The sequence below is a fragment of the Pseudomonas salomonii genome (assembly GCF_900107155.1).
Classification (GTDB): domain Bacteria; phylum Pseudomonadota; class Gammaproteobacteria; order Pseudomonadales; family Pseudomonadaceae; genus Aquipseudomonas; species Aquipseudomonas salomonii.
Genome location: NZ_FNOX01000020.1, coordinates 2,492 through 27,919, shown reverse-complemented (window position 1 = coordinate 27,919; position 25,428 = coordinate 2,492). Strand labels below are relative to the sequence as shown.

3 protein-coding genes are annotated in these 25,428 nt (G+C 65.3%); all 3 read left to right on the top strand.

Annotated features, from left to right (window positions below; genetic code table 11):
• Positions 1-62: 62 nt before the first annotated feature.
• Genes BLV67_RS30415 through macA form a run of 3 tightly spaced genes read left to right on the top strand, consistent with a single transcriptional unit; the run spans position 63 to position 25,428 of the window.
• Positions 63-12,968, top strand: a complete 12,906-nt coding sequence (locus BLV67_RS30415; RefSeq protein ID WP_069785734.1) for a non-ribosomal peptide synthetase — start codon at positions 63-65, stop codon at positions 12,966-12,968.
• Complete coding sequence (locus BLV67_RS30410; protein WP_069785735.1) at positions 12,965-24,289, top strand: non-ribosomal peptide synthetase; 11,325 nt, start codon at positions 12,965-12,967, stop codon at positions 24,287-24,289. The genes BLV67_RS30415 and BLV67_RS30410 overlap by 4 nt, the downstream gene beginning before the upstream one ends.
• Positions 24,286-25,428, top strand: a complete 1,143-nt coding sequence (gene macA, locus BLV67_RS30405) for a macrolide transporter subunit MacA (protein WP_074854572.1) — start codon at positions 24,286-24,288, stop codon at positions 25,426-25,428. Before BLV67_RS30410 ends, macA begins: the two co-directional genes overlap by 4 nt.

Below are 25,428 nucleotides of genomic sequence, written 5' to 3'. Positions count from 1 at the left end.
TTCAAACGGCAGCTGAATACGGACGTTCTCCTCAACCGTGACTTATCAGGCAGGTTACCCCCATGCAGTTCAGTGAATTATTGGCAGCGATTTCCACCCATGCGGTCCGTCTTCAATTGGAAGAAGGCGACCTGATTATTCTCGGCGATGACCAAGCCCTGGATGACGCGCTATGGGATCAACTGATCGCGCACAAACCCCACCTGCTTGCCTTTGTGGCTGAACACGGCGGTGACTGGCTCAGCCCGGCCTACCGCATTACCCCGGACATGCTGGCGCTGGTCACCCTCGATCAGCCGGCCATCGACCGTATCGTCGCCACCATCCCCGGTGGTGCGGCGAATGTGCAGGATATCTACCCGCTGGCGCCGCTGCAGGAAGGCATGCTTTACCACCATCTTTCGGCGCAGCAGGGCGACCCCTACGTGCTGCATGCGCAATTCGTGTTCGACAGCCGTGCGCGCCTGGAGGCGTTTGCCCAGGCGCTGCAATGGGTGATCGACCGCCACGATATCCTGCGCACGTCCATGGCCTGGGAGCGTCTGGACGAACCGCTGCAAGTGGTGTGGCGCACGGCGACTCTGGCCTGCGAAGAGGCGCACTTTGCCGACGGCGACCGCCTGGCGCAGCTGCTCGCCCGCTATGATGCCCGCAGCTACCGCATGGACCTCGGCCAGGCGCCGTTGCTGCGCCTGGTTTACGCCAATGACCCGGCCAACCAGCGCGTGGTGGCGATGCTGCTGTTCCACCACACCATCCTCGACCACACCGCGCTGGATGTGGTGCGCCATGAAATCCAACGCTACCTGGCCGGTGAGCAAGCCCAGGCGGCCGAGCCAGTGGCGTTTCGCAGCTACATCGCCCAGGTGCGCCATGGCGTCAGCGAACAGGCGCACGAGGCGTTCTTTCGCGACATGCTGGCGGATATCGATGCCCCGACCTTGCCCTTCGGCCTGCAGGATGTGCAAGGCGACGGGCACGGCATCGATGAAGTGCGGGTGCCCGTCGACAGCAGCCTGAGCCGCCGCCTGCGCAGCCTGGCACGGCCCTTGGGCGTCAGCGTGGCAAGCATCATGCACCTGGCGCTGGCGCGCGTGCTGGGCGTGGTGTCCGGGCGCGATGCCGTGGTGTTCGGCACCGTGATGCTTGGCCGCATGGGCGCCGGCGAGGGCGGTGAACGCGCGCTGGGTATGTTTATCAACACCTTGCCGTTGCGCGTGGACGTGGGCGAGCAGGGCGTGCGCGCCGGGGTCAAGGCTACCCACGAGCGGTTGACCGCCTTGCTCAATCACGAGCACGCGTCCCTGGCGCTGGCCCAGCGTTGCAGCGGTGTGACGGCGCCGACGCCGCTGTTCAGTGCGATGCTCAACTACCGGCACAGCGCCGCCACCGACATGGCTGCGGTGATCGAGGTGGCCGAAGGCATCCAGGTATTGGGCGCCGAAGAGCGCACCAACTACCCGCTGACGGTCAACGTCGACGACCTGGGTGAAGACTTTGCGCTGACGGTGATGGTCGATGCGTCCATCGGCGCGCAACGCGTCGCCGGCTACCTGCACACGGCCCTGCACAGCCTGGCCGAGGCCCTGGAGCAGCGACCGGATATGCCGCTTTGCGGCCTGAACATCCTGCCTGACACCGAGCGTCACCATCTGCTGCACCGCCTCAATCAAAGCCCCGCGCACTACAGCGACACCGCCCTGATCCACGCGCAAGTCGAAGCCCACGCCGCCGCACAACCCAATGCCATCGCCCTGCGTTTCGACACCCGGCGCATCACCTACCGCCAACTCAACGAACGCGCCAACCAGGTGGCCCACCGCCTGCTGGCCCAGGGCATTCGTCCCGATGATCGCGTGGCCATCTGTGTGGAGCGCGGGCCGGACATGATCATCGGCTTGCTCGGCATCCTCAAGGCCGGCGGCGGTTATGTGCCCATCGACCCGGCTTACCCGCTGGAGCGCATCGCCTATACCCTGGCCGATAGCGCGCCAGTGGCGGTGTTGGTGCAAGCCGACACGCAGCATCTGGTCGGCGATCTGACCCGCATCGACCTCAACAACCTGCGCGCAGAATCCATCGTCAACCCGCGCGTTGCGCTCAGCCCGGCCCACCTCGCCTATGTGATCTACACCTCCGGCTCCACCGGCCTGCCCAAGGGCGTGATGATCGAACACCGCCAGGTGGCGCGGCTGTTCACCGCCACCGAGCATTGGTTTGGCTTTAACGCCAACGATGTGTGGGCGCTGTTCCATTCCTTCGCGTTCGACTTCTCGGTCTGGGAAATCTGGGGCGCGCTGATGCACGGCGGCCAGTTGCTGATCGTGCCGCAACTGGTCAGCCGCTCGCCGGATGAGTGCTACGCGCTGATCTGCGACGCGGGCGTGAGCATCCTCAACCAGACACCCAGTGCGTTTCGCCAGTTGATCGCGGCCCAGAGCGACCAGGCGCATTCACTGCGCCAGGTGATTTTCGGCGGTGAAGCCCTGGAGCCGGGCATGCTCAAGCCGTGGTACGCCCGCGCCATCAACGCCGGCACCCAATTGGTCAACATGTATGGCATCACCGAAACCACCGTGCACGTGACCTACCGTGCCCTGGAGGCGGCGGATGCGCAGTTGGTCGGCGTCAGCCCGATTGGCGTGCGCATCCCCGACCTGCAGCTGTATGTGCTGGATGCGCGTCGTGAGCCGCTGCCGATCGGTGTAGTCGGCGAGTTGTATGTCGGCGGCGCGGGTGTGGCGCGTGGTTATCTCAACCGTGACGAGCTGAATGCCGAACGTTTCCTGGCCGACCCGGCCACCGGCCTGCGCATGTACAAAACCGGCGACCTCGGCCGCCTGCTGGCCGATGGCAGCGTCGACTACCTGGGCCGTAACGATGACCAGGTGAAGATCCGTGGTTTCCGTATTGAGTTGGGCGAAATCGAAGCCACTCTGGCCAGCGCCGACGGCGTGCGCGACGCGGTGGTGATCGCCCGCGAAGACGAACCCGGTGACAAACGCCTGGTGGCCTACGTGATCGCCGAGCGCGAACTGGGTGCCGCCGAACTGCGCGACCATCTGCTGCTGAGCCTGGCCGAATACATGGTGCCCAGCGCCTTCGTGCGGCTGGACCAGTTCCCGCTGACCACCAACGGCAAGCTCGACCGCAAAGCCTTGCCCGCGCCGGATGCCGACGCCTTGGCGCGGCGAGACTACGCCGCCCCGCAAGGCGCTGTGGAAAGCACCATTGCCGGTATCTGGCAATCGCTGTTGAAGCTCGACAAGGTGGGGCGCGACGACAACTTCTTCGAGCTCGGCGGCCACTCGCTGCTGGCGGTCAAGCTGATCGAACGCATGCGCCAAGTGGAGTTGAGTTGCGACGTGCGCGTGCTGTTCGGCCAACCCACCTTGCGCGCACTCGCTGCGGCGGTGGGCGGGCAGCAGGAAGTGCAGGTGCCGGCGAATGTGATCACGGCGAGCAGCGCACACATCAGCCCCGAGATGCTGCCGCTGGTGACGCTGGACCAGGCCGCCATCGACCATATCCTCAAGCACGTGCCCGGCGGCATCGCCAACGTGCAGGACATCTACGGCCTGGCGCCGTTGCAGGCCGGCATTCTGTATCACCACCTGGCAACCACCGAGGGCGACCCCTACGTGTTGCAGGTGCAGTTCAAGTTTGCTGACCAAACCGCGGTGGACGCGTTTACCCACGCCTTGCACAGCGTGATCGAGCGCAACGACATCCTGCGCACCGGTATCCTGTGGGAAGGCCTGGATGAGCCGGTGCAAGTGGTGTTGCGCAAGGCGCAGCTGCAGGTCGAGCGCCTCGACGTGCCGGCCGATAATGCGCTGGCACAGTTGCAGCAACGCTTCGACCCGCGCCATTTCCGCCTCGCCCTGAGCCGCGCGTCGCTGATGCATTTCGGTTACGCGCAACAACAGGATGGTTTGGTCGGCATCCTGCTGCTGCACCATATCCTGCTCGACCACACCGCCCTGCAGGTGTTGGTGGAGGAGATGAGCGCCAGCCTGGCCGGCCACGGCGCGCAGCTGCCGCCGGCGGTGCAATACCGCAATTACGTGGCCCAGGCGCGTTTGGGCGTGACCCAGGCGCAACACGAAGCCTTCTTCAGCGACATGCTCGGCGATATCGACGAACCCACGCTGGCGTTCGGTTTGCAGGATGTGAATGGCGACGGCAGCGGCATCGTCGAGGCGCATTTGCCGCTGGCCCCGGCACTCGGCCACGGCTTGCGCGAACAGGCGCGGCAACTGGGCGTCAGCAGCGCCAGTCTGGTGCACCTGGCCTGGGCGCAGGTGCTGGCCCAGGTCTCCGGCCAGCAGGAGGTGGTGTTCGGCACCGTACTGCTGGGGCGCATGCAAGGCGGCGAGGGCGCTGACCGGGCGCTGGGCATGTTCATCAACACCTTGCCGCTGCGCGTCAGCCTGGGCGCCACCAGCGTGCAGGCCGGCGTGCGCGCCACCCATGCGCGCCTGGCGCAGTTGCTTGGGCACGAGCACGCGTCGCTGTCCCTGGCCCAGCGTTGCAGCGGTGTGCCGGGTTCGTTGCCGCTGTTCAGTACCTTGCTCAACTATCGTCACAGCGCCGCGCACGAGGCGCCGGGAGACAGCCCGTTTGCCGCGCACGGCATCGAGATTCTCAGTTCCCAGGAACGCAGCAACTACCCCTTGGTGCTCAACGTCGATGACCTCGGCACCGGCTTTGCGCTGACCGTACAAGGCGTGGCCAGCGTGGATGCGCAGCGCGTGGGCGAGTACATGCTCACCGCCCTCAGCCACCTGGTGACCGCGCTGCAACAAGCGCCGACCACCGCGTTGCAGGCGGTGTCGATTTTGCCGGCGGCCGAGCGCCACCAACTGTTGGTCGCGTTCAACGCCACTGCCCGCCAATACCCGTCGCAGCTCACGGTGCACCAGCTGTTCGAAGCTCAGGCACTGGCGCGTCCCGAAGCGGTGGCGGCGGTGCATGGCGGGTTGTCCTTGAGCTACCGCGACCTCAACCGCCGCGCCAACCGCCTGGCCCATCACCTGATCAACCAGGGCGTGCAACCGGGTGACAGCGTAGCGATTGCGCTGCCGCGCTCCCTGGATCTACTGGTGAGCCAACTGGCGATCCTCAAGTGTGCGGCGGTGTATGTGCCGCTGGACATCAACGCGCCGCTCGAACGCCAGGCCTTTATGGTGCAGGACAGCGGTGCGCGGCATGTGCTCCATACCCTGGCCGACCTCAACCTGGACAGCCTGTCGCCGCGCAACCCGGAGCTTGCGCAGTCTTCGGACGAGGTGGCGTACATCATGTACACCTCCGGCTCCACCGGCGCGCCCAAAGGTGTGCAAGTGCCGCACCGCGCCGTCTCGCGCCTGGTGCTCAACAACGGGTATGCCGACTTCAACGAGCGCGACCGCGTGGCCTTCGCCTCCAACCCGGCGTTCGACGCCAGTACCCTCGACGTGTGGGCGCCGTTGCTCAATGGCGGTTGCGTGGTGGTGGTCGAGCACGCGGTGCTGCTGTCCCAGGCCGCATTTGCCGAACTGTTGCAGGCACAGGCCGTCAGCGTGTTGTGGATGACTGCGGGCTTGTTTCATCAATACGCCGACGCCTTGCTGCCGGTGCTGCGCCAGTTGCGCTACCTGATCGTCGGCGGCGACGTGCTCGACCCGCTGGTGATCGGCCGGGTGCTCAAGCACGGCAAGCCGCAACACCTGTTGAACGGCTACGGGCCGACCGAAGCCACCACCTTCTCGACCACCTTTGAAATCACCACACCGGGCGCGGGCGCCGTGCCGATCGGCCGGCCCATTGCGAATGCCCAGGCGTATGTGCTGGATGCGCGCCAGCAGCCGCTGCCGCTGGGTGTGGTCGGCGAGCTGTACATCGGCGGTGCAGGCGTGGCCAAGGGTTACTTGAACCAGCCGCAACTGACGGCCGAAAAATTCATTCCCAACCCGTTCGGCGACGGCCTGTTGTACCGCACCGGCGACCTCGCCAGTTGGCAGGCCGACGGTACCTTGCTGTACCAGGGGCGCAATGACTTGCAGGTGAAGATCCGTGGTTTCCGCATCGAGCCCGGCGAAATCGAAACCTGCCTGGCGGCCTTCCCGGGCGTGCGCGACGCAGTGGTACTGGCCCGCGAAGACGAGCCCGGCGACAAGCGTCTGGTGGCGTACTACACCGCCCCGGCACCCTTGCCCCTCGAAGCCCTGCGCGCCCATCTGCAAGGCCAGTTGCCGGATTACATGGTGCCGTCGGCCTATGTGTGGCTGGAGCTGTTGCCGCTGACCGCCAATGGCAAGCTGGACCGCAAAGGCCTGCCGGTGCCTGACCCAAGCGCGCTGCTCAGCCGTGGCTACGAGGCCCCGGAAGGTGAAGTGGAAACCCTGCTGGCGCAGATCTGGCAGGACGTGCTCAAGCTCGAACGCGTCGGGCGCCATGATCATTTCTTCGAGTTGGGCGGGCATTCGTTGCTGGCGGTCAGCCTGATCGAACGCATGCGCCAGGTCGGCCTGAGCGCGGATGTACGTGTGCTGTTCAGCCAGCCGAGCCTTGCGGCACTCGCGGCGGCAGTCGGCAGCGGGCGTGAAATTGTGGTGCCGGCCAATGGCATTGCGCCGGACTGCACGCAGATCACGCCGTCGATGCTGACCCTGGTGCAGCTTGACCAAACGGCGATCGAGCGCATCGTCGCCCATGTGCCCGGCGGTGCGGCCAATGTGCAGGATATCTACCCGCTGGCGCCGTTGCAGGAAGGCATTCTCTATCACCATATCAGCGCCGAACAGGGCGACCCGTATTTGCTGCAATCGCGCATGGCGTTCGACAGCCTGGCGCGTTTGCACGGTTTTATGGGTGCACTGCAGCAGGTAGTGGCGCGGCATGACATCCTGCGCACCGGCGTGGTCTGGGAGGGCTTGGACAGCCCGGTGCAAGTGGTCTGGCGCGACGCGCAACTGAGTGTGCAGGAGGTGATCCTGGACCCGGCCGAGGGCGGCATCATCGAGCAGTTGCATGCACGCTTCGATGCCCGTCATTACCGCCTGGATATTACCCAGGCGCCGCTGCTGCGCATGGTTTACGCCCAGGACCCGGCGAATAACCGGGTCGCGGCAATCCTGCTGTTTCACCATTTGGCGCTGGACCACACAGCCATGGACGTGGTGGGCCAGGAGATGCGCGCGTTCCTGTTCAACCAGGCGGATGCGCTGCCCGTGGCGGCGCCGTTTCGCAACTATGTGGCCCAGGCACGCCTGGGCGTGAGCGTGGCCGAGCATGAGCAGTTCTTCAGCGCCATGCTCGCCGATGTGGACGAGCCGACCTTGCCGTTCGGCGTGCAGGACGTGCAGGGCGATGGCCGCGATATCGAAGAGGCCGAGCAGCACCTGGACGCGACGCTGGCCGTGCGCGTGCGTGAGCAGGCGCGGTTGTTGGGCGTGAGTGCGGCGAGCCTGATGCACCTGGCCTGGGCGCAGGTGCTGGGGCTGGTGTCCGGGCGCGATGACGTGGTGTTCGGCACTGTATTGATGGGCCGTATGCAAGCGGGTGAGGGCGCCGACCGGGCGCTGGGCATGTTTATCAACACCTTGCCGCTGCGGGTGAATGTCGCGGCGGGTGCCGCCGTGGCGGTCAAGGCCACCCATTCACGCTTGAGCGCCTTGCTGGGGCACGAACACGCGTCCCTGGCGCTGGCCCAGCGTTGCAGCGGCGTGCCGGCCAGCGTGCCGCTGTTCAGTGCCTTGCTCAATTTCCGCCACAGCCGCCCCGACGCAATGGCCCGCGATGGCCACGGTATCTGGGAAGGCGTGCAACTGCTGGGCGGTGAAGAGCGCAGCAACTACCCGCTGACCTTGAGCGTGGATGATTTTGGCGCAGGCTTTGGCCTCAGCGTGCTGGCGCTGCCGCAGATCGGCGCCCAGCGCCTGTGCGGCTATATGCATAACGCCGTGGAGCAACTGGTCGAGGCCCTGGAAAACGCCGCCGATACCGCGCTCAACCGCCTGCCGATACTGCCGTCGGCCGAACGCGACACCCTGCTGCGCGAGTTCAACGCAACGGCTGCGGATTTCCCCACCGGGCACACCCTGCACGGTGCCTTTGAAGCCCAGGTCGAGCGCCAGCCCCATGCGATTGCGCTGCAGCAGGGCGCGCTGTCGCTGACCTATCAGCAGCTTAATCAGCGCGCCAACCAACTGGCCCATCACTTGCTCGCGCTCGGCGTACAGCCGGACGACCGCGTGGCGATCTGTTGCCGACGTGGCCCGCAGATGCTGATCGGGCTGCTGGGCATTCTCAAGGCCGGCGCCGGTTATGTGCCAGTCGACCCGGCTTACCCTGCCGAGCGCATTGCTTATCTGTTGCAGGACAGTGCGCCGGTGGCCGTGCTGGCCGAGTCCGGCACTCAAGCGTTGCTGGGCACGTCCGCCACAGTGGACCTGCTGGGCGAAAGCTGGCAGCACCACGCCGTCAGCAATCCCCAGCTCGCAGCGCTGACCCCGGCGCACCTGGCCTACGTCATCTACACCTCCGGCTCCACCGGCCAGCCCAAAGGCGTGATGGTGGAACACCGCAACGTGGAAAACCTGGTGCACTGGCACTGCGAAGCCTTCGGCCTGGACGCGCGCAGCCATACCAGCAGTGTCGCCGGTTTTGGCTTTGATGCCATGGCCTGGGAAGTCTGGCCGGCGCTGTGTGCCGGTGCGACCCTGCACTTGCCACCTGCCACGGTGGGCAGTGAAAACATCGACGAACTGCTCGCCTGGTGGCTGGCGCAGCCGCTGGACGTCAGCTTTCTGCCCACGCCAGTGGCCGAATACGCCTTCAGCCGGCACCTGCAACACCCGACGTTGCGCATCCTGCTGATCGGCGGCGACCGTCTGCGCCAGTTCAGCCAGGAGCGGCGTTTTGCGCTGATCAACAACTACGGGCCGACCGAGGCCACGGTGGTTGCCACCTCCGGCCGTGTCCGTGCCGGGCAGGCGCTGCATATCGGCCGGCCGGTGGCGAACGCCAGCACCTACTTGCTCGATGCACAGCTGCGCCCGGTACCGGTGGGCGTGGCCGGTGAGCTGTACGTGGGCGGCAGCGGCGTGGCACGCGGTTACCTGAACCGTGCGGACCTGACCGCCGAACGCTTCCTGCAAGACCCGTTCAACCCTGGGCGCATGTACCGCACCGGCGACCTGGCGCGTTGGTTGCCCGACGGTAATATCGAGTACCTGGGCCGTAATGATGATCAGGTCAAAGTGCGTGGCGTGCGCGTGGAGCTGGGCGAAATCGAAAGCCGTCTGGCGGCAGTGGAAGGCGTTGGTGCGGCCGTGGTGCTGGTGCGCGAAGGGCGCCTGATTGCCTGGTTCACTGAACACCAGCCGCTGGCGATCGAGACCCTGCGCGCACAATTGCAGGCGCAACTGCCCGATGCGCTGGTGCCCGCCGCTTACGTGAGGCTCGACGCGTTGCCCCTGACCGCCAACGGCAAACTGGATCGCAAGGCCTTGCCGGAACCTGATCAGACGGCATTGCTCTCCCGCGACTACGAAGCGCCCCAGGGCGCAGTGGAAACCACCCTGGCGCGGATCTGGGCCGAGGTGTTGCAGGTCGAACAGGTCGGCCGTCATGACCACTTCTTCGAACTCGGCGGCCATTCATTGCTGGCCGTGAGTCTGATCGAACGCATGCGTCAAGCGGACCTCAGCGCGGATGTCCGTGTGTTGTTCAGCCAGCCAACCCTGGCCGCGCTGGCGGCTGCCGTGGGCAGTGGCCGTGAAGTGCAGGTGCCGGCCAACCGGATTGCAGCGGATTGCGTGCGTATCACCGCTGACATGCTGCCCTTGGTGGATATCGACCAGTCGACCCTCGATCAAGTCGTCAGCCGCATCCCCGGCGGTGCCGCCAACGTGCAGGATATCTACCCGCTGGCGCCGTTGCAGGAGGGCATTCTTTACCACTACCTCACCGCCGCACAGGGCGACCCGTACCTGCTGCAATCGCACCTGGCCTTCGACAGCCTCGAGCGCCTGCAAGCCTTTGCCCAGGCGCTGCAACAGGTGATCAACCGCCATGACATCCTGCGCACCGGCGTGGTCTGGGAAGGCCTGGCGCAACCGCTGCAAGTGGTGTGGCGTCAGGCTCAATTGCCGCTTGAAGAGCTGCAGTTGCAGGGTGATGTGCTCGCCGGCCTGCACGAGCGTTTTGATGCGCGGCGTTATCGCCTGGACATCAGCCAGGCGCCGCTGATCTGCCTCAAGTACGCCAAGGACCCGGCCAACCGGCGCGTGGTGGTGGTGTTGCTCTATCACCATATTGCGCTGGACCACACCGCGTTCGACGTGGTGCTGCGTGAGATGCAGGGGCACTTGTTGGGGCACGCCGCCCCGACGGTGGCGCCGATGCCGTATCGCAACTACGTGGCCCAGGCGCGATTGGGCGTCAGTGAGCAGGAACATGAGGCGTTCTTCCGCGAGATGCTCGCCGATGTGGATGAGCCGACCTTGCCGTTCGGCTTGCAGGATGTGCGCGGCGACGGCAGCGCGATTGAGGCGTTCAGCCTGCACCTGGACAGCGACCTCAACCGCCGCCTGCGGGCCCAGGCACGTTTGCTCGGCGTGAGCACGGCAAGCCTGTTCCACCTGGCCTGGGGCCAAGTGCTGGCGGCCACTTCAGGGCGCCACAGCGTGGTGTTCGGCACCGTGCTGGTTGGGCGTCTGCAAGGCGGCGAGGGCGCTGATCGCGCGCTCGGGGTGTTTATCAATACCTTGCCGCTGCGCCTGGAGATCGACGCGCAAGGCGCACGCGATGCCGTGCGTGCCACCCACACGCGGCTCACGGCGTTGCTCGGCCATGAACACGCGTCCCTGGCCCTGGCCCAGCGTTGCAGTGGCGTGGCGGCCCCGGCGCCGTTGTTCAGCTCGATGCTCAACTATCGCCATCGCGGCGCCGCCACGCGCTCTGCCCAAGCGCAACACGCCTGGGAAGGCATGCAGACGCTGGCCAACGATGGCCGCACCAACTACCCGTTGACCCTGAACGTGGATGACTTGGGCGATGGTTACGATATCACCGCCCTGGCGCAGGTTGACGCGCAACGGGTGTGTGGTTACCTGCAGAACGCCTTGGCCGGGCTGGTTCACGCCTTGGAACAGGCGCCGCACCAGGCGCTCAATCGCCTGCCGGTTCTGGGCGCCGAGGAACGCCAAAAACTGCTGGTAGCGTTCAACGCCACCGAGGTCGATTACAACCTCGACCAGACCCTGCACGGTTTGTTCGAAGCCCAGGTTGAGCGCACGCCGCATGCGGTGGCGGTCAAGGCCGGTGACCAGCAGTTGACCTACCGGGCACTCAACGAACGCGCCAACCGCCTGGCCCATCATTTGCGCGAACTCGGCGTGCGGCCGGATTCGCGCGTGGGTATCTGCGTGGAGCGTGGGCTGGACATGGTGGTCGGCCTGTTTGCGATCCTCAAGGCCGGCGGCGGTTATGTGCCGCTGGACCCGGCGTATCCACTCGAGCGCATCGCTTACATGCTGCAAGACAGCGCGCCGGTGGTGGTGTTGGCGCAAGGCGCGACCCGCCAGTTATTGGGCGACGTGCCGGTGCTGGACCTGGATCGCGTCACCTGGCAACAGCAGAGCGCGAGCAACCTGCAGGTGCCGGGCCTGACCGCCCGGCACCAGGCCTACGTGATTTACACCTCCGGCTCCACCGGCCAGCCCAAAGGTGTGATCAACGAACACGCCGGCGTGGTTAACCGCTTGCTGTGGATGCAGGACGCCTATGGCCTCAAGGCCCATGACGCGGTGCTGCAGAAAACCCCGTTCAGCTTCGACGTGTCGGTGTGGGAATTCTTCTGGCCGCTGTTCACCGGCGCACGGTTGGTGATGGCGCGCCCCGGCGGGCACAAAGAGCCGGCGTACCTGTGCGAGGTGATCGAGGCCGAGCGGATCACCACCTTGCACTTTGTGCCGTCGATGCTCGATGTGTTCCTGGCCCATGGCGATGTCAGCCAGGCCATAGGGCTGGCGCGGGTGATGTGCAGCGGCGAAGCCTTGCCGGGCAGCCTGGTGCGGCGCTTCAAAGCGCAACTGCCGGGGGTTGGCCTGTACAACTTGTACGGCCCGACGGAAGCGGCGGTCGACGTCACCGCGTGGAACTGCGCACGGCCCGACGTGCCGGACAACACGCCGATCGGCAAGCCGATTGCCAATACACGCCTGTACGTGCTGGACGCCCAGCTGCAGCCGGTGCCATTGGGGGTGGTGGGTGAATTGTTTATCGGCGGCGTGCAAGTGGCGCGCGGGTATCTGAACCGCCCGGAACTGAGCGCCGAGCGCTTCCTCAAGGACCCGTTTACCGACGGGCGCATGTACCGCACCGGCGACGTCGGCCGTTACCTGCCCGACGGCAATATCGAGTACCTGGGCCGCAACGATGACCAGGTGAAGATCCGTGGTTTGCGCATCGAACTGGGCGAAATCCAGGCGCGCTTGCTGGAGCATCCGCAGGTCAACGAAGCCGCCGTGGTCGCCCGTGAAGAGCGCCTGGTGGCGTACTACACCGGAACACACACTGACATCGACAGGCTGCGCACCCACCTGTTGCAGCACTTGCCGGACTTTATGGTGCCCGCGGTGTTTGTGCACCTGGAGGCATTGCCACTGAGCCCCAACGGCAAGCTCGACCGCAAGGCACTGCCGGTGCCGGGCATGGACGCACTGAGTGTGCGCGAATACGCGGCCCCCGAAGGCGACACCGAAATCCTCATGGCAGCGCTGTGGGCCGAGTTGCTCAACGTTGAGCGCGTTGGGCGCCATGACAACTTCTTTGAACTGGGCGGGCACTCGCTGCTGGCTGTGAGCTTGATCGGACGCCTGCGCCAGGAAGGCCTGGAAGCCGATGTGCGGGCGCTGTTCGAACAGCCGAGCCTGGCCGGCTACGCCGCCATTACCGAACGAATGGAGATCGTCCTGTGAGCATTTTTGAGTTATTGACCACACTGAAAACCAAGGACGTGCAACTGGCGCTCAAGGGCGAGCAGTTGTCGGTGCAAGGCAACAAACAAGCGCTGAGCGACCCTTTGATCCTGGCGGCGTTGCGTGAGCACAAAGCGGCTTTGATCGAACTGATCAAGGCCGGTGAATATTCGGCCTCCAAGGCCGGTGAAGTGCAGGTGCCGGCCAATGGTATCCCGACGGGGGCCGAGCACATCACCCCGGCCATGCTGACCCTGTCGACGTTGAGCCAGGACGAGATCGAGCGCATCGTGGCCACGGTCGACGGCGGTGTGGCGAATATCCAGGACATTTACCCGCTGGCGCCGTTGCAGGAAGGCATTCTGTTCCACCACGTCAGCGCCGAGCAGGGCGACCCCTATGTGATGCAGTCGCAGTTTGCGTTCGACAGCCTGGAGCGTTTCGAGGCTTTTGCCCAGGCGTTGCAAAGCGTGATGGACCGCCACGATATCCTGCGCACCGGGGTTGTCTGGGACGGTTTGCAGCAACCCTCGCAAGTGGTGTGGCGCCAGGCACGCCTGCCGGTGCAGGCGCTGCAATTGAACCCGGCCGACGGCGATATCGCCGCCCAACTGCACGGGCTGTTCGACGCTCGCCATTATCGTCTCGACGTGACCCAAGCGCCGCTGCTGCGCCTGGTGCGGGCCGACGACCCGCTGAACCAGCGCATTGTCGCCACCTTGCTGTTCCACCATATGGCCCTCGACCACAGCGCCCTCGAAGTGGTGTGCCATGAAATGCAGGCGTGCCTGCTGGGCCAGGGCGCGGCGCTTGGCCAGGCCGTGCCGTTTCGCAACTATGTGGCGCAGGCACGCCTGGGCATCAGCGAGCCGGAGCACGAAAGTTTCTTCCGCCAGATGCTCGGCGACATCAGCGAGCCGACCTTGCCATACGGCTTGCAGGACGTGCAGGGCGATGCCCGTGGCATCAGCGAAGTCAGCCTGCCTTTGCCCGCAGCACTCAGCCAGCGGTTGCGCGCGCAAGCCCGGCAATTGGGGGTGAGTGCCGCCAGCCTGTTCCATATGGGCTGGGCGCAGGTGTTGGCGGTGCTGGCCGGTAAAGAGCAGGTGGTGTTCGGCACCGTATTGATGGGGCGCATGCAAGGCAGCCATGCCACGGATCGGGCGCTGGGCATTTTCATCAACACCTTGCCGTTTCGCGTCGACGTAGACGCCAAGGACGTGCGCGCCGGGGTCAAGGCCACCCACGCGCGGCTCACCACCTTATTGCGCCATGAACACGCGCCGCTGGCCCTGGCCCAACGCTGCAGCGGGGTAGTGGCGCCGACGCCGCTGTTCAGTGCCTTGCTCAACTATCGCCACAGCGCCCCGGCCGCGAGCGCCGAAGCCGTGTCGGCCTGGCACGGTATCGCCGCGCTCAGCGCCGAAGAGCGCACCAACTACCCGCTGACCCTGAGTGTGGATGACCTGGGTGACGGCTTTGGCCTGAGCCTGCTGGCCAGCCAGCGGGTCGACCCGCAGCGTGTGTGCGGCTACCTGCAAACCGCCCTGGAAAACCTGGTGACGGCGCTGGAGCAGGCACCGCACACCGCGCTCAATCAGCTGTCGGTGGTGCCCGCCGCCGAGCGGCAGTTGCTGCTTGAGCAGTTCAACGCCACCCAGGTCGATTTCGCTCACGGCAGCACCTTGCACGGCCGCGTCGAAGCCCAGGCCGCGCTCACGCCGGACGCGATCGCCGCCGTGCAGCAAGGCCGCCAACTGACCTACGCCGAACTCAACCAGCAAGCCAATCTGCTGGCCCATCACCTGTTGGCGCTGGGGGTCAAACCCGACGACCGCGTAGCCATCATCGCGCGGCGTGGCCTGGACACCCTGGCCGGGTTGCTGGCCATCCTCAAGGCCGGTGCCTGCTACGTGCCGGTGGACCCATCGCACCCGGCCGAGCGCCTGAGCTACCTGCTGAGCGACAGCGCCCCGGTGGCGGTGCTGACCCAACAGGCATTGCTTGAGCGCTTGCCTGCGCTGGACGCGCCGGTGATTCAGCTGGACCGCTACACCTGGCAGCACCATTCAGCCAGCAATCCGAAAGCCGCCGTCAGCCCTTCGAACCTCGCCTATGTAATCTACACCTCCGGCTCCACCGGCCTGCCCAAAGGGGTGATGGTGGAGCACCGCACGCTGGCCAACCTGGTGGACTGGCATTGCCGTGCCTTTGACCTGTGCGCCGGGCGCCACACCGCCAGTGTCGCCGGCTTTGGTTTTGATGCGATGGCCTGGGAAGTCTGGCCGGCGCTGTGTGTCGGCGCGACCCTGCACTTGCCGCCCGCCACGGACGGCGCCGAAGATATCGATGCGCTGCTGAGCTGGTGGAGCGCGCAGCCGCTGGACGTGTGCTTTTTGCCCACGCCGGTGGCTGAGTATGCGTTCAGCCAGCAAATCGAACACCCTACATTGCGCACCCTGCTCATCGGCGGTGACCGCCTGCGCCAGTTTGCGCGGGCCCAGCGGTTTGAACTGATCAACAACTATGGCCCCACCGAAGCCACGGTGGTGGCTACTTCCGGCAAGGTCGAGGCAGGCCAGGCGTTGCATATCGGCAAACCGGTGGCCAATGCCACGGTGTACCTGCTCGATGAACAACAACGGCCGGTGCCTTTGGGTGTGGCCGGTGAGCTGTACGTGGGCGGCAAGGGTGTGGCGCGTGGTTACCTCAACCGCCCGGAACTGACCGCCGAGCGCTTCCTGCAAGACCCGTTCAACCCCGGGCGCATGTACCGCACCGGCGACCTGGCGCGCTGGTTGCCGGATGGCAATATCGAGTACTTGGGGCGCAACGATGATCAGGTAAAAATCCGTGGCGTGCGCATCGAGCTGGGCGAGATTGAAACCCGACTCGGCCAATTGCCCGAAATTCAGGAAGCGGTGGTGCTGGTGCGCGAGGACCGGTTGGTCGCTTATTTCACCCAGAACCCGCAACTCGACCCGCTGGCTGTGGGTGATATCCGTGCCCACCTGGTCGCGCATCTGCCGGACTACATGGTTCCGGTGGCCTATGTGAAGCTCGAGGCGTTGCCACTCACCGCCAACGGCAAGCTTGACCGCAAGGCCTTGCCGGCGCCGGACATGGCTGCCGTGTTTACCCGCGACTACGCAGCGCCCGAGGGCGAGATCGAAAGCGCGCTCGCGCAGATCTGGGCCGATGTGCTGCAGGTGCAGCGTGTCGGGCGCCACGACCATTTCTTCGAACTGGGCGGGCACTCGTTGCTGGCGATGCGCATGGTGTCGCAAGTGCGCCAACGCCTGGGGGTGGAGCTGGTGCTGGGCGACTTGTTTGCCAATGCAGAGCTGGCGGCGGTCGCTGAAGTGCTGGCGAAGTCGGCGCGCAGCACCTTGCCGGATATCCTGCCGGCCAATCGTGATGAAGATGTACCGCTGTCGTTCGCCCAGCAGCGCCTGTGGTTCCTGGCACTGATGGAAGGCGCCAACACCGCCTACAACATTCCCATCGGCCTGCGTTTACGTGGCCAATTGCATGTCGAGGCGCTGCAGCGCGCGCTGGCGCGTATCGTCGCGCGCCACGAAACCCTGCGCAGCCGCTTTGCCCAACAGGGCGACCAAGCCAAGGTTCTCATCGTACCGGCCGAAGAGATGCTGCCCCTGCAAGTGCAGGATTTGCGCCGCCACCGGCAACCGCAGCAGGCGCTGGATGCCTTGATTCATGGCGAGGCCTCGGCGCCGTTCGACCTGGAGCGCGGCCCCTTGCTGCGCGGGCGCCTGGTGGTGATGGCCGACGATCACCATGTGTTGCTGTTGACCCTGCACCATATCGTTTCCGATGGCTGGTCGATGGGCGTGCTCACCCGCGAGCTGATGGCGCTGTACCAAGCCTTCAGCCACGGCATGCCTGACCCGTTGCCAAGCCTGCCGATTCAGTACGGCGACTTCGCCGTGTGGCAGCGCTTGTGGCTGAGCGGCGAAGTGTTGCAGCGCCAAAGCGCCTATTGGCAACAGGCACTGGCCGGTGCGCCGGCCTTGCTCACGCTGCCCACCGACCGCCCACGGCCTGTGCAGCAGGACTACGCCGGCAGCAGCGTCGAAGTGCGCCTGGACGAACGCTTGACCGCCGGGCTCAAGGCCTTGAGCCAACGCCATGGCACCACGCTGTACATGACTTTGATGACGGCCTGGGCCTCACTGCTGGCACGGCTGTCCGGGCAACAGGAGCTGGTAATCGGCACGCCGGTGGCCAACCGTACCCGCAGCGAGGTGGAAGGGCTGATCGGCCTGTTCGTCAACACCCTGGCGGTGCGCATCGACACCTCGGGCGAGCTGAGCACCGAGGCCTTGCTGGCACGGGTCAAGGCGCTGACGCTGGCAGCCCAGGCGCATCAGGACTTGCCGTTCGAACAGGTGGTGGAAATCACCCGGCCGGTGCGCAGCCTGGCCCACAGTCCAGTGTTCCAGACCTTGCTGAGCTGGCAGGACAGCAGCGCGCCGACCCTGGCCTTGGGCGACCTGGCCCTGGAAGGCATTGTCGAGAATAGCCACTTTGCCAAGTTCGACCTGTCGCTGAACCTGGGGGAAGTGCAGGGCAGCATTCTCGGCGCACTGGAATTTGCCGTGGCGCTGTTTGATGAGTCGACCGTGCAGCGTTACGCCGGCTATTTCACCCGCACCTTGCAGGCCATGGTCGATAACGACCAGGCGGTGCTGGAACATGCGTCGTTGGTGGATGAGCGTGAGCGTCAGCACCTGCTGGTCGACTTCAACGCCACCGCAGTGGCCTACAACCTCGACCAGACCCTGCACGGGATGTTTGAAACGCAGGTGACGCGCACGCCGAACGCGATTGCAGTGAAGGCGGGCGAGCAGCAACTGACCTACGCCGAACTCAATGCGCAGGCTAACCAGTTGGCCCATCACTTGCTGGCGCTGGGCGTACAGCCGGGTGCGCGGGTGGCTATCTGCGTGGAGCGCGGCCTTTCAATGGTCATTGGCCTGTATGCGATCCTCAAGGCCGGCGCTGCGTATGTGCCGCTGGACCCGGCCTATCCGCAGGAGCGCCTGGCCTACATGCTGCAAGACAGTGCGCCGCGGGTGGTGCTGGCCCAAGGTGCGACCCTGGGCTTGCTGGGCGAGGTGGCGGTGGTCGATCTGGACCAGCCAAGCTGGCAGCACCTGCCCGCAGGCAACCCTCAGGTACAGGGCGTGAGCGCCTATGTGATCTACACCTCCGGCTCCACCGGCCTGCCCAAAGGTGTGATCAACGACCACGCCGGGGTGGTCAACCGCCTGCTGTGGATGCAGGACGCATACGGCCTTAACGCGCAGGATTCGGTGCTGCAGAAAACCCCATTCAGCTTTGACGTCTCCGTGTGGGAATTCTTTTGGCCGTTGTTTACCGGCGCGCGTCTGGTGATGGCGCGCCCAGGCGGGCACAAAGAGCCCGAATACCTGTGCGAAGTGATCGAGGCCGAACAGATCACCACCTTGCACTTTGTGCCGTCGATGCTCGATGTGTTCCTCGCCCATGGCGATGTCCGCCAGGCGGCCGGGCTGGTGCGGGTGATGTGCAGCGGCGAAGCCTTGCCGGGCAGCCTGGTGCGGCGCTTCAAGCAGCAACTGCCGGGCAGCGAGTTGCATAACCTGTACGGGCCGACCGAAGCGGCCGTCGACGTCACGGCCTGGAACTGTGCAGGCCCGGAGACCCCGGACAACACGCCGATCGGCAAACCCATCGCCAACACGCGCATGTACCTGCTCGACAGCCAATTGCAGCCGGTGCCGCTGGGTGTGGTGGGCGAGTTGTTTATTGCGGGTGTACAAGTGGCGCGCGGCTATCTGAACCGGCCGGAATTGACTACCGAGCGTTTCCTTGACGACCCTTTCATGCCGGGGCGCATGTACCGCACCGGTGATGTCGGGCGTTACTTGCCGGACGGCAATATCGAGTACCTGGGGCGCAATGATGACCAGGTGAAGATCCGTGGTTTGCGCATCGAACTGGGTGAAATCCAGGCGCGGCTGCTTGAGCATCCGCAGGTCAACGAAGCCGCCGTGGTCGCCCGTGAAGAGCGGCTGGTGGCGTACTACACCGGCACGCCGAGCGACATCGACGCGCTGCGCGGCCACCTGCTGCGGCATCTGCCGGAGTTTATGGTGCCGGCGATTTTCGTGCATCTGCAGGCGTTGCCGCTCAGCCCCAACGGCAAGCTCGACCGCAAGGCGCTGCCGGCGCCGGGCCTGGACTCGGTGGCGGTACGAGCGTATGAGGCGCCCCAGGGCGATACCGAAATCGCCTTGGCCAGCCTGTGGGCCGAACTGCTCAGTGTTGAGCGCGTGGGCCGTCACGACAACTTCTTCGAACTGGGCGGGCATTCGCTGCTGGCCGTCAGTTTGATGGGGCGCATGCGCCGTCTGGGCTTGTCGGCGGATGTGAAGGTGCTGTTCGGCCAGCCGACGCTCTCGGCGTTGGCGGCGGCGCTGGGCGGTGGGCACGAAGTGGCGGTGCCGGCCAATGGCATTGTCGAAGGCTGCACCCACATCCGCCCGGCTATGCTGCCCTTGATCGCGTTGGACCAGGCCGCCGTCGACCGCATCGTCGCGTGCATTCCCGGCGGTGCGGCGAATGTGCAGGATATCTACCCGCTGGCGCCGTTGCAGGCCGGCATCCTGTATCACCATCGCGCTGTGCTTGACGGCGATGCCTACCTGTTGCGCGCGCAATTTGCCTTCGACAACCGTCTGCGCCTGGACGCCTTTGCCCAGGCCTTGCAGGCGGTGATCCAGCGGCATGACATCCTGCGTTCCTCCTTCCATTGGGAGGGCCTGGAAGAACCGGTGCAGGTGGTGTGGCGTGAGGCCTCGCTAAGCGTTGAAACCGGTGCTGTGCCACAGCGCCTGAACCTTTCGCAAGCGCCGTTGATGCGTTTGATCTATACCGAGGAACCGCAGCGCGTGGTGGCCACGTTGCTGTTCCATCATTTGGTGATGGACCATATCGCGCTGGACATCCTGCAGCATGAAATGCAGGCGTTTCTGCTCGGTACCCAGCACACCCTGGACGCGGCCGTGCCGTATCGCAACTATGTGGCCCAGACCCGCCTGGGCGTTGACGATCACGAAACGTTCTTGCGCGAAATGCTCAGTGAGATCGACGAGCCCACCGAGTTTGAAAACCTGGGTGTCGATCAAAAGGCTCAGTTGGCAATCGACCCTCAGTTGAGCCGGCGCCTGCGTACCCAGGCCCGTCAGGCAGGTGTGAGTGCTGCCAGCCTGATGCACCTGGCCTGGGCGCAGGTGCTGGGCAAGATCAGTGGCCGCGAACAGGTGGTGTTCGGCACTGTAATGCTCGGGCGCCTGCAAGGCGGCGAAGGCGCCGAGCGGGCCATGGGTGTGTTTATCAACACCTTGCCGCTGCGCGTCGACCTGGGCGAACACTCGGTACGCGCCGCACTGCGCACCACCCATGCGCGCCTGAGCCAATTGCTCAGCCATGAACATGCACCGCTCGCGTTGGCCCAGCGCTGCAGCGGCGTGCCAGTAGGGACGCCGTTGTTCAACGTGCTGTTCAACTACCGTCACAGCGCGCCGCACACGGGTGGCGTGGCCGAGGCATGGCAGGGGATTGCGCTGCTCGGTGCCGAGGAACAGACCAATTACGGGGTGTCGGTGAGTGTCGATGACCTTGGCGAGGGTTTCGGCCTCACCGCCATGGGGCAGGGCGCCCGGCGGTTGTGTGATTACCTGACTATCGCACTGGAACAGGTGGTTGAAGCGCTGGAGCAGCACAGCGAGACGGCCATCAGTTGTCTGCCGATCCTGCCGACAGCCGAGCGCCAACAGCTGGCGGATTTCAATGCCACGGCGCGCACCTTCCCCCGCGAGCATACGGTGCAGCGCTTGTTTGAAGCCCAGGCCCAGGCACGGCCTGACGCGATAGCGGCGTTGCACGGTGATGCGGTGCTGAGCTACGGCGAACTCAACACCCGCGCCAACTGCCTGGCCCATCACCTGATGAGCCTGGGCGTGCGCCCGGCCGATAACGTCGCAATCCTGCTGCCGCGTTGCCTGGACCTGCTGGTCAGCCAACTGGCGATCCTCAAGTGCGCGGCGGCCTATGTGCCGCTGGACATCAACGCACCCGCCGAACGCCAGAGCTTCATGTTGCAGGACAGCGGCGCGAGCTGGCTGTTGACCCGCAGCGACGCGGCGCTGGAGCACCCGGCGCGGCGCCTGGACCTGGATACGTTGGTCATGGACCCGCAGCCGAGCCACAACCCAGACCTGTCGCAGTCGTCGGACAGCGTGGCGTACATCATGTACACCTCCGGCTCCACGGGGACGCCCAAGGGCGTATTGGTGCCCCATCGCGGCATCACGCGGCTGGTGCTCAACAACGGTTACGCCGACTTCAACGCCGCCGACCGTGTGGCGTTTGCCTCCAACCCGGCGTTCGACGCCAGCACCATGGACGTGTGGGGCGCGCTGCTCAACGGCGGCCAGGTGCAGGTGGTCGACCATTGCACCTTGCTCGACCCGGTTGCATTCGGCCGTGCGCTGCACGGTGCCACGGTGCTGTTCGTGACCACCGCGTTGTTCAACCAGTACGTGCAGATGATCCCCGAGGCTCTGGCCGGCTTGCGCATTTTGCTCTGCGGCGGCGAGCGTGCCGACCCGGCGGCGTTCCGCAGCCTGCTGGCGCAGGCGCCGGGCTTGCGCCTGGTGCATTGCTACGGGCCGACCGAAACCACCACTTACGCCACCACTTACGAAGTGCGTGCGGTCGCCGCCGATGCTGACAGCGTGCCGGTCGGCCGACCGATTTCCAACACGCAAATCCACGTGCTGGATGCGTATTTGCAGCCACTGCCCGTGGGCGTCACGGGTGAAATCTGCATCGGCGGTGACGGCGTAGCCAAGGGCTATTTGAACCGCCCGGAGCTGACGGCCGAGACGTTTGTCGACGACCCGTTCACCCCGGGCGCCTTGATGTACCGTACCGGCGACCTAGGCCGCTGGACGGCGGACGGCTTGCTGGAGTGCATCGGGCGTAACGACGACCAAGTGAAGATCCGCGGTTTCCGTATTGAATTGGGCGAGATCGAAGCACGCCTGGCGACCTTCGCCGCGATCCAGGACGTGGTGGTGCTGGCCCGTGAAGACGTGCCGGGCGACAAGCGCCTGGTGGCGTATTTCACCTGGGCTGGCGAGCCTGTGGAGATCGACAGTGTGCGTGCGCACCTTCACGGCCAATTGCCGGACTACATGCTGCCGTCGGCCTATGTGCCGCTGGTGCAGTTGCCGCTGACGGCCAATGGCAAGATCGATCGCAAAGCCTTGCCGGTTCCGGCGTTGGAGGCCTTGCTCAGCCGCGACTTCGAGGCGCCGGCCGATGCTTTGGAGCAGTCGCTCGCCGGCCTGTGGGCCGAGGTGTTGAAACTTGAGCAAGTGGGTCGACATGACAGTTTTTTTGAACTGGGCGGCCACTCGTTGCTGGCGATTCGACTGGTCAACCTGATGGAGGCGGCGGGGTTGCAGGTGTCGCTGGCCGAGCTGTTCCAGCACGTCAGCGTGGCCTCGGTGGCGGCGATGCTGCGTCAGCGTACCGGCGAGCCGGTGCGCGACACCTCGCTGATCACCGTGCGCAGCAGCGGCGCGCAGCCGCCGTTGTTCCTGGTGCACGAGTTCAGCGGCATGGACGTGTATTTCCCGGCGTTGGGCCAGCACTTGCCCGGTGACTATCCGATCTACGGTCTGCCGGGCGCGGCACTGGGCGAGGCGCACCTGAACACCATGGAAGGCTTGGCGGCGCGCATGGTCGGCCTGATCCGCCAGGTTCAGCCGCACGGGCCTTACCGCGTGGCGGGCTGGTCGTTTGGCGGCGTGTTGGCCTATGAAGTGGCGATGCAACTGCTGGGGCTGGATGAGCCGGTGGCGTTCCTCGGTTTGATCGACAGCTATGTGCCGCGCATGACCGATCAGGGCAAGGCGCGCTGGAGTGGGCCGGATGCCCTTAAACGGCATTTGCTGTTGCAGTGCACGGCGTATTGGAAAGCACAGGGAGGTGTGGATGAACTGGCGAACCTTGAACAGCTTGAGGCGGGCATTGGACAGCTGGACTTTGCGGGTCTGCTGCAACGCTGTCGCGATCAAGGTCTGCTATACGCGCAAATGGCAGCGGCTACGGACGCGGACCTCTTGAGCTTTATCGAGCGGGAAGTCGGCCACGGGCATGCGCTGGCGCACTACAGCCTGTTCCCGCTGCCGGTGCCGGTGCATCTGTTCAGTGCCCGCGAACGGCCGTCCGAGCTGTCGCGGCGCAGTGAATCGCTGGGTTGGGAAGACACCTTGGCGCCCGGGCAATTGCGCCGGGTCGAGGTGCCGGGCGATCACCAGAGCATGATGCAGGCACCGCATATTCAAGGCTTGGGCGCGGCGATGGCTGAGGCCCTGGCCTTGAGTGCGCCGGTGACGCAAGCGCTGCATCAACCGGTGTTGCGCATTCAGAGTGGGCGTGCGGGCCATGCGCCGGTGTTCTGCGTGCCGGGAGCGGGGGACAGTGTTACCGGGTTTGTCGGGTTGAGCGAGGCACTCGGGCGGGACTGGCCGCTGTTCGGCTTGCAGCCGCGCGGGCTGGATGGCGAGGCGGTGCCCCATAGCCAGGTGGAAGCGGCGGCGCAGTGTTACCTGGCGGCGCTGGCGCAAGAGTGCCCGCGCGGGCCGGTGCATCTGGTCGGGCATTCATTTGGTGGCTGGGTCGCGCTGGAGATGGCGCTGCGCTTGCAGGCGATGGGCCGGGAGGTGGCGTCGTTGACGGTGATCGACAGTGAATCGCCGGGTGGTCCGGGCAAGCCGTATTCGACCACCGCAGCGCTGTTGCGCTTGATCGAGGCCATGCAGTTGTCGGCGGGCAAGTCGCTGGGCATTGACCGGCTGGATTTTGCCGGGCGCGATGAGGTGGCGCAGCAGCAGTGGCTGCACGCGGGGATGGTGAGCGTGGGGTTGTTGCCGGGGCGTGCCAGTGTGGATGCGATGGCGGGGCCGGCGCGGACTTATGCGGCGGCGTTGCGCACGGTGTATCGGCCGGTGCAGCGGTTCAACGGGGTGGTGCGGTTGGTGCTGGCGCAGGATCCGGCGTTGGATGCGGCAGGTAATCAGCGTGAGCAGGGGTTGATGGTGGAAGGGTGGCGGCGCCAGGGGAACGGGTTGCAGGTTTGGTATGGCGCGGGGAATCACTTTACGTTGCTTAAGGCACCGAATGTTTTGGGGTTGGCGCGGTGGTGGCTGGAAGGGGTGGTGGTTGGGGAGGTGGTGTCGTGAAGTTTCGCAAAACAGCGGTGTTCTTGGCGTTGGCGGTTGCAGCAGGTCTGATTATCTATACGGTGCAGGCACCCGCCGACGCGCCGCAGTACCTCACTGCCACGGCTGAGCGCGGTGATATCGAGAATGCGGTGTTGGCCACCGGTTTGCTCGAAGGCATCAAGCAGGTCGATGTCGGCGCGCAGGTGTCGGGGCAGTTGAAGTCGCTCAAGGTCAAGGTCGGCGACAAGGTGAAGAAGGGCCAGTGGTTGGCGGAGATCGATCCGCTGATCCTGCAGAACACCTTGCGCAAGGCCCAGGTGGATGAGGAAAACCTGCAGGCCCAGCGCCGCGCCACGGCGGCGCAGCTCAGGCAGGCCAAGTCGGTGTATGAGCGCTACAAGGACTTGCAGGTGGATGAGTCGGTATCGCGTCAGGATTTTGAAGATGCCGAGTCCACGTTCCAGGTGCAACAGGCCAACCTGCTGTCCCTGGATGCGCAGATCAAAAGCGCGCATATCCAGATCGACACCGCCAAGGTCAACCTGGCGTATACGCGCATCGTCGCGCCCATCGACGGCGATGTGGTCGGCATCGTCACCCAGGAAGGCCAGACCGTGATCGCCAACCAGTTGGCGCCGGTACTGCTCAAGCTGGCGGACCTGGACACCATGACCGTCAAGGCCCAGGTGTCGGAGGCCGATGTGATTCATATCAGCCCTGGCCAGCAGGTGTATTTCACCATTCTGGGTGAAGCCGACAAGCGCTACTACGCCAAGCTGCGCGGCACGGAGCCGGCGCCGCAGAACTTCCTCGAAACCCAGACTGCCGGCACGCCCAAGCAGAACACCGCGGTGTTTTACAACGCGCTGTTCGACGTGCCGAACCCGGACCATCGTCTGCGCATCGCCATGACCGCCCAGGTGCGCATCGTGCTCGACACCGCCCAGGCGGCGTTGATGGTGCCGGTGGCGGCGCTCGGCGCGCGCAACAACGACGGTACTTACCCGCTGCGGGTGCTGGACGCCAAGGGCAAGGCGCTGTCGCGGGATGTGAAGACCGGCATCAATAACAACGTCAAGGTGCAGATCCTGGAAGGCCTGGCCGAGGGCGACAAAGTCGTGATCGGCGATGCCACCCCAGCCGTAGCGGGGAACTGA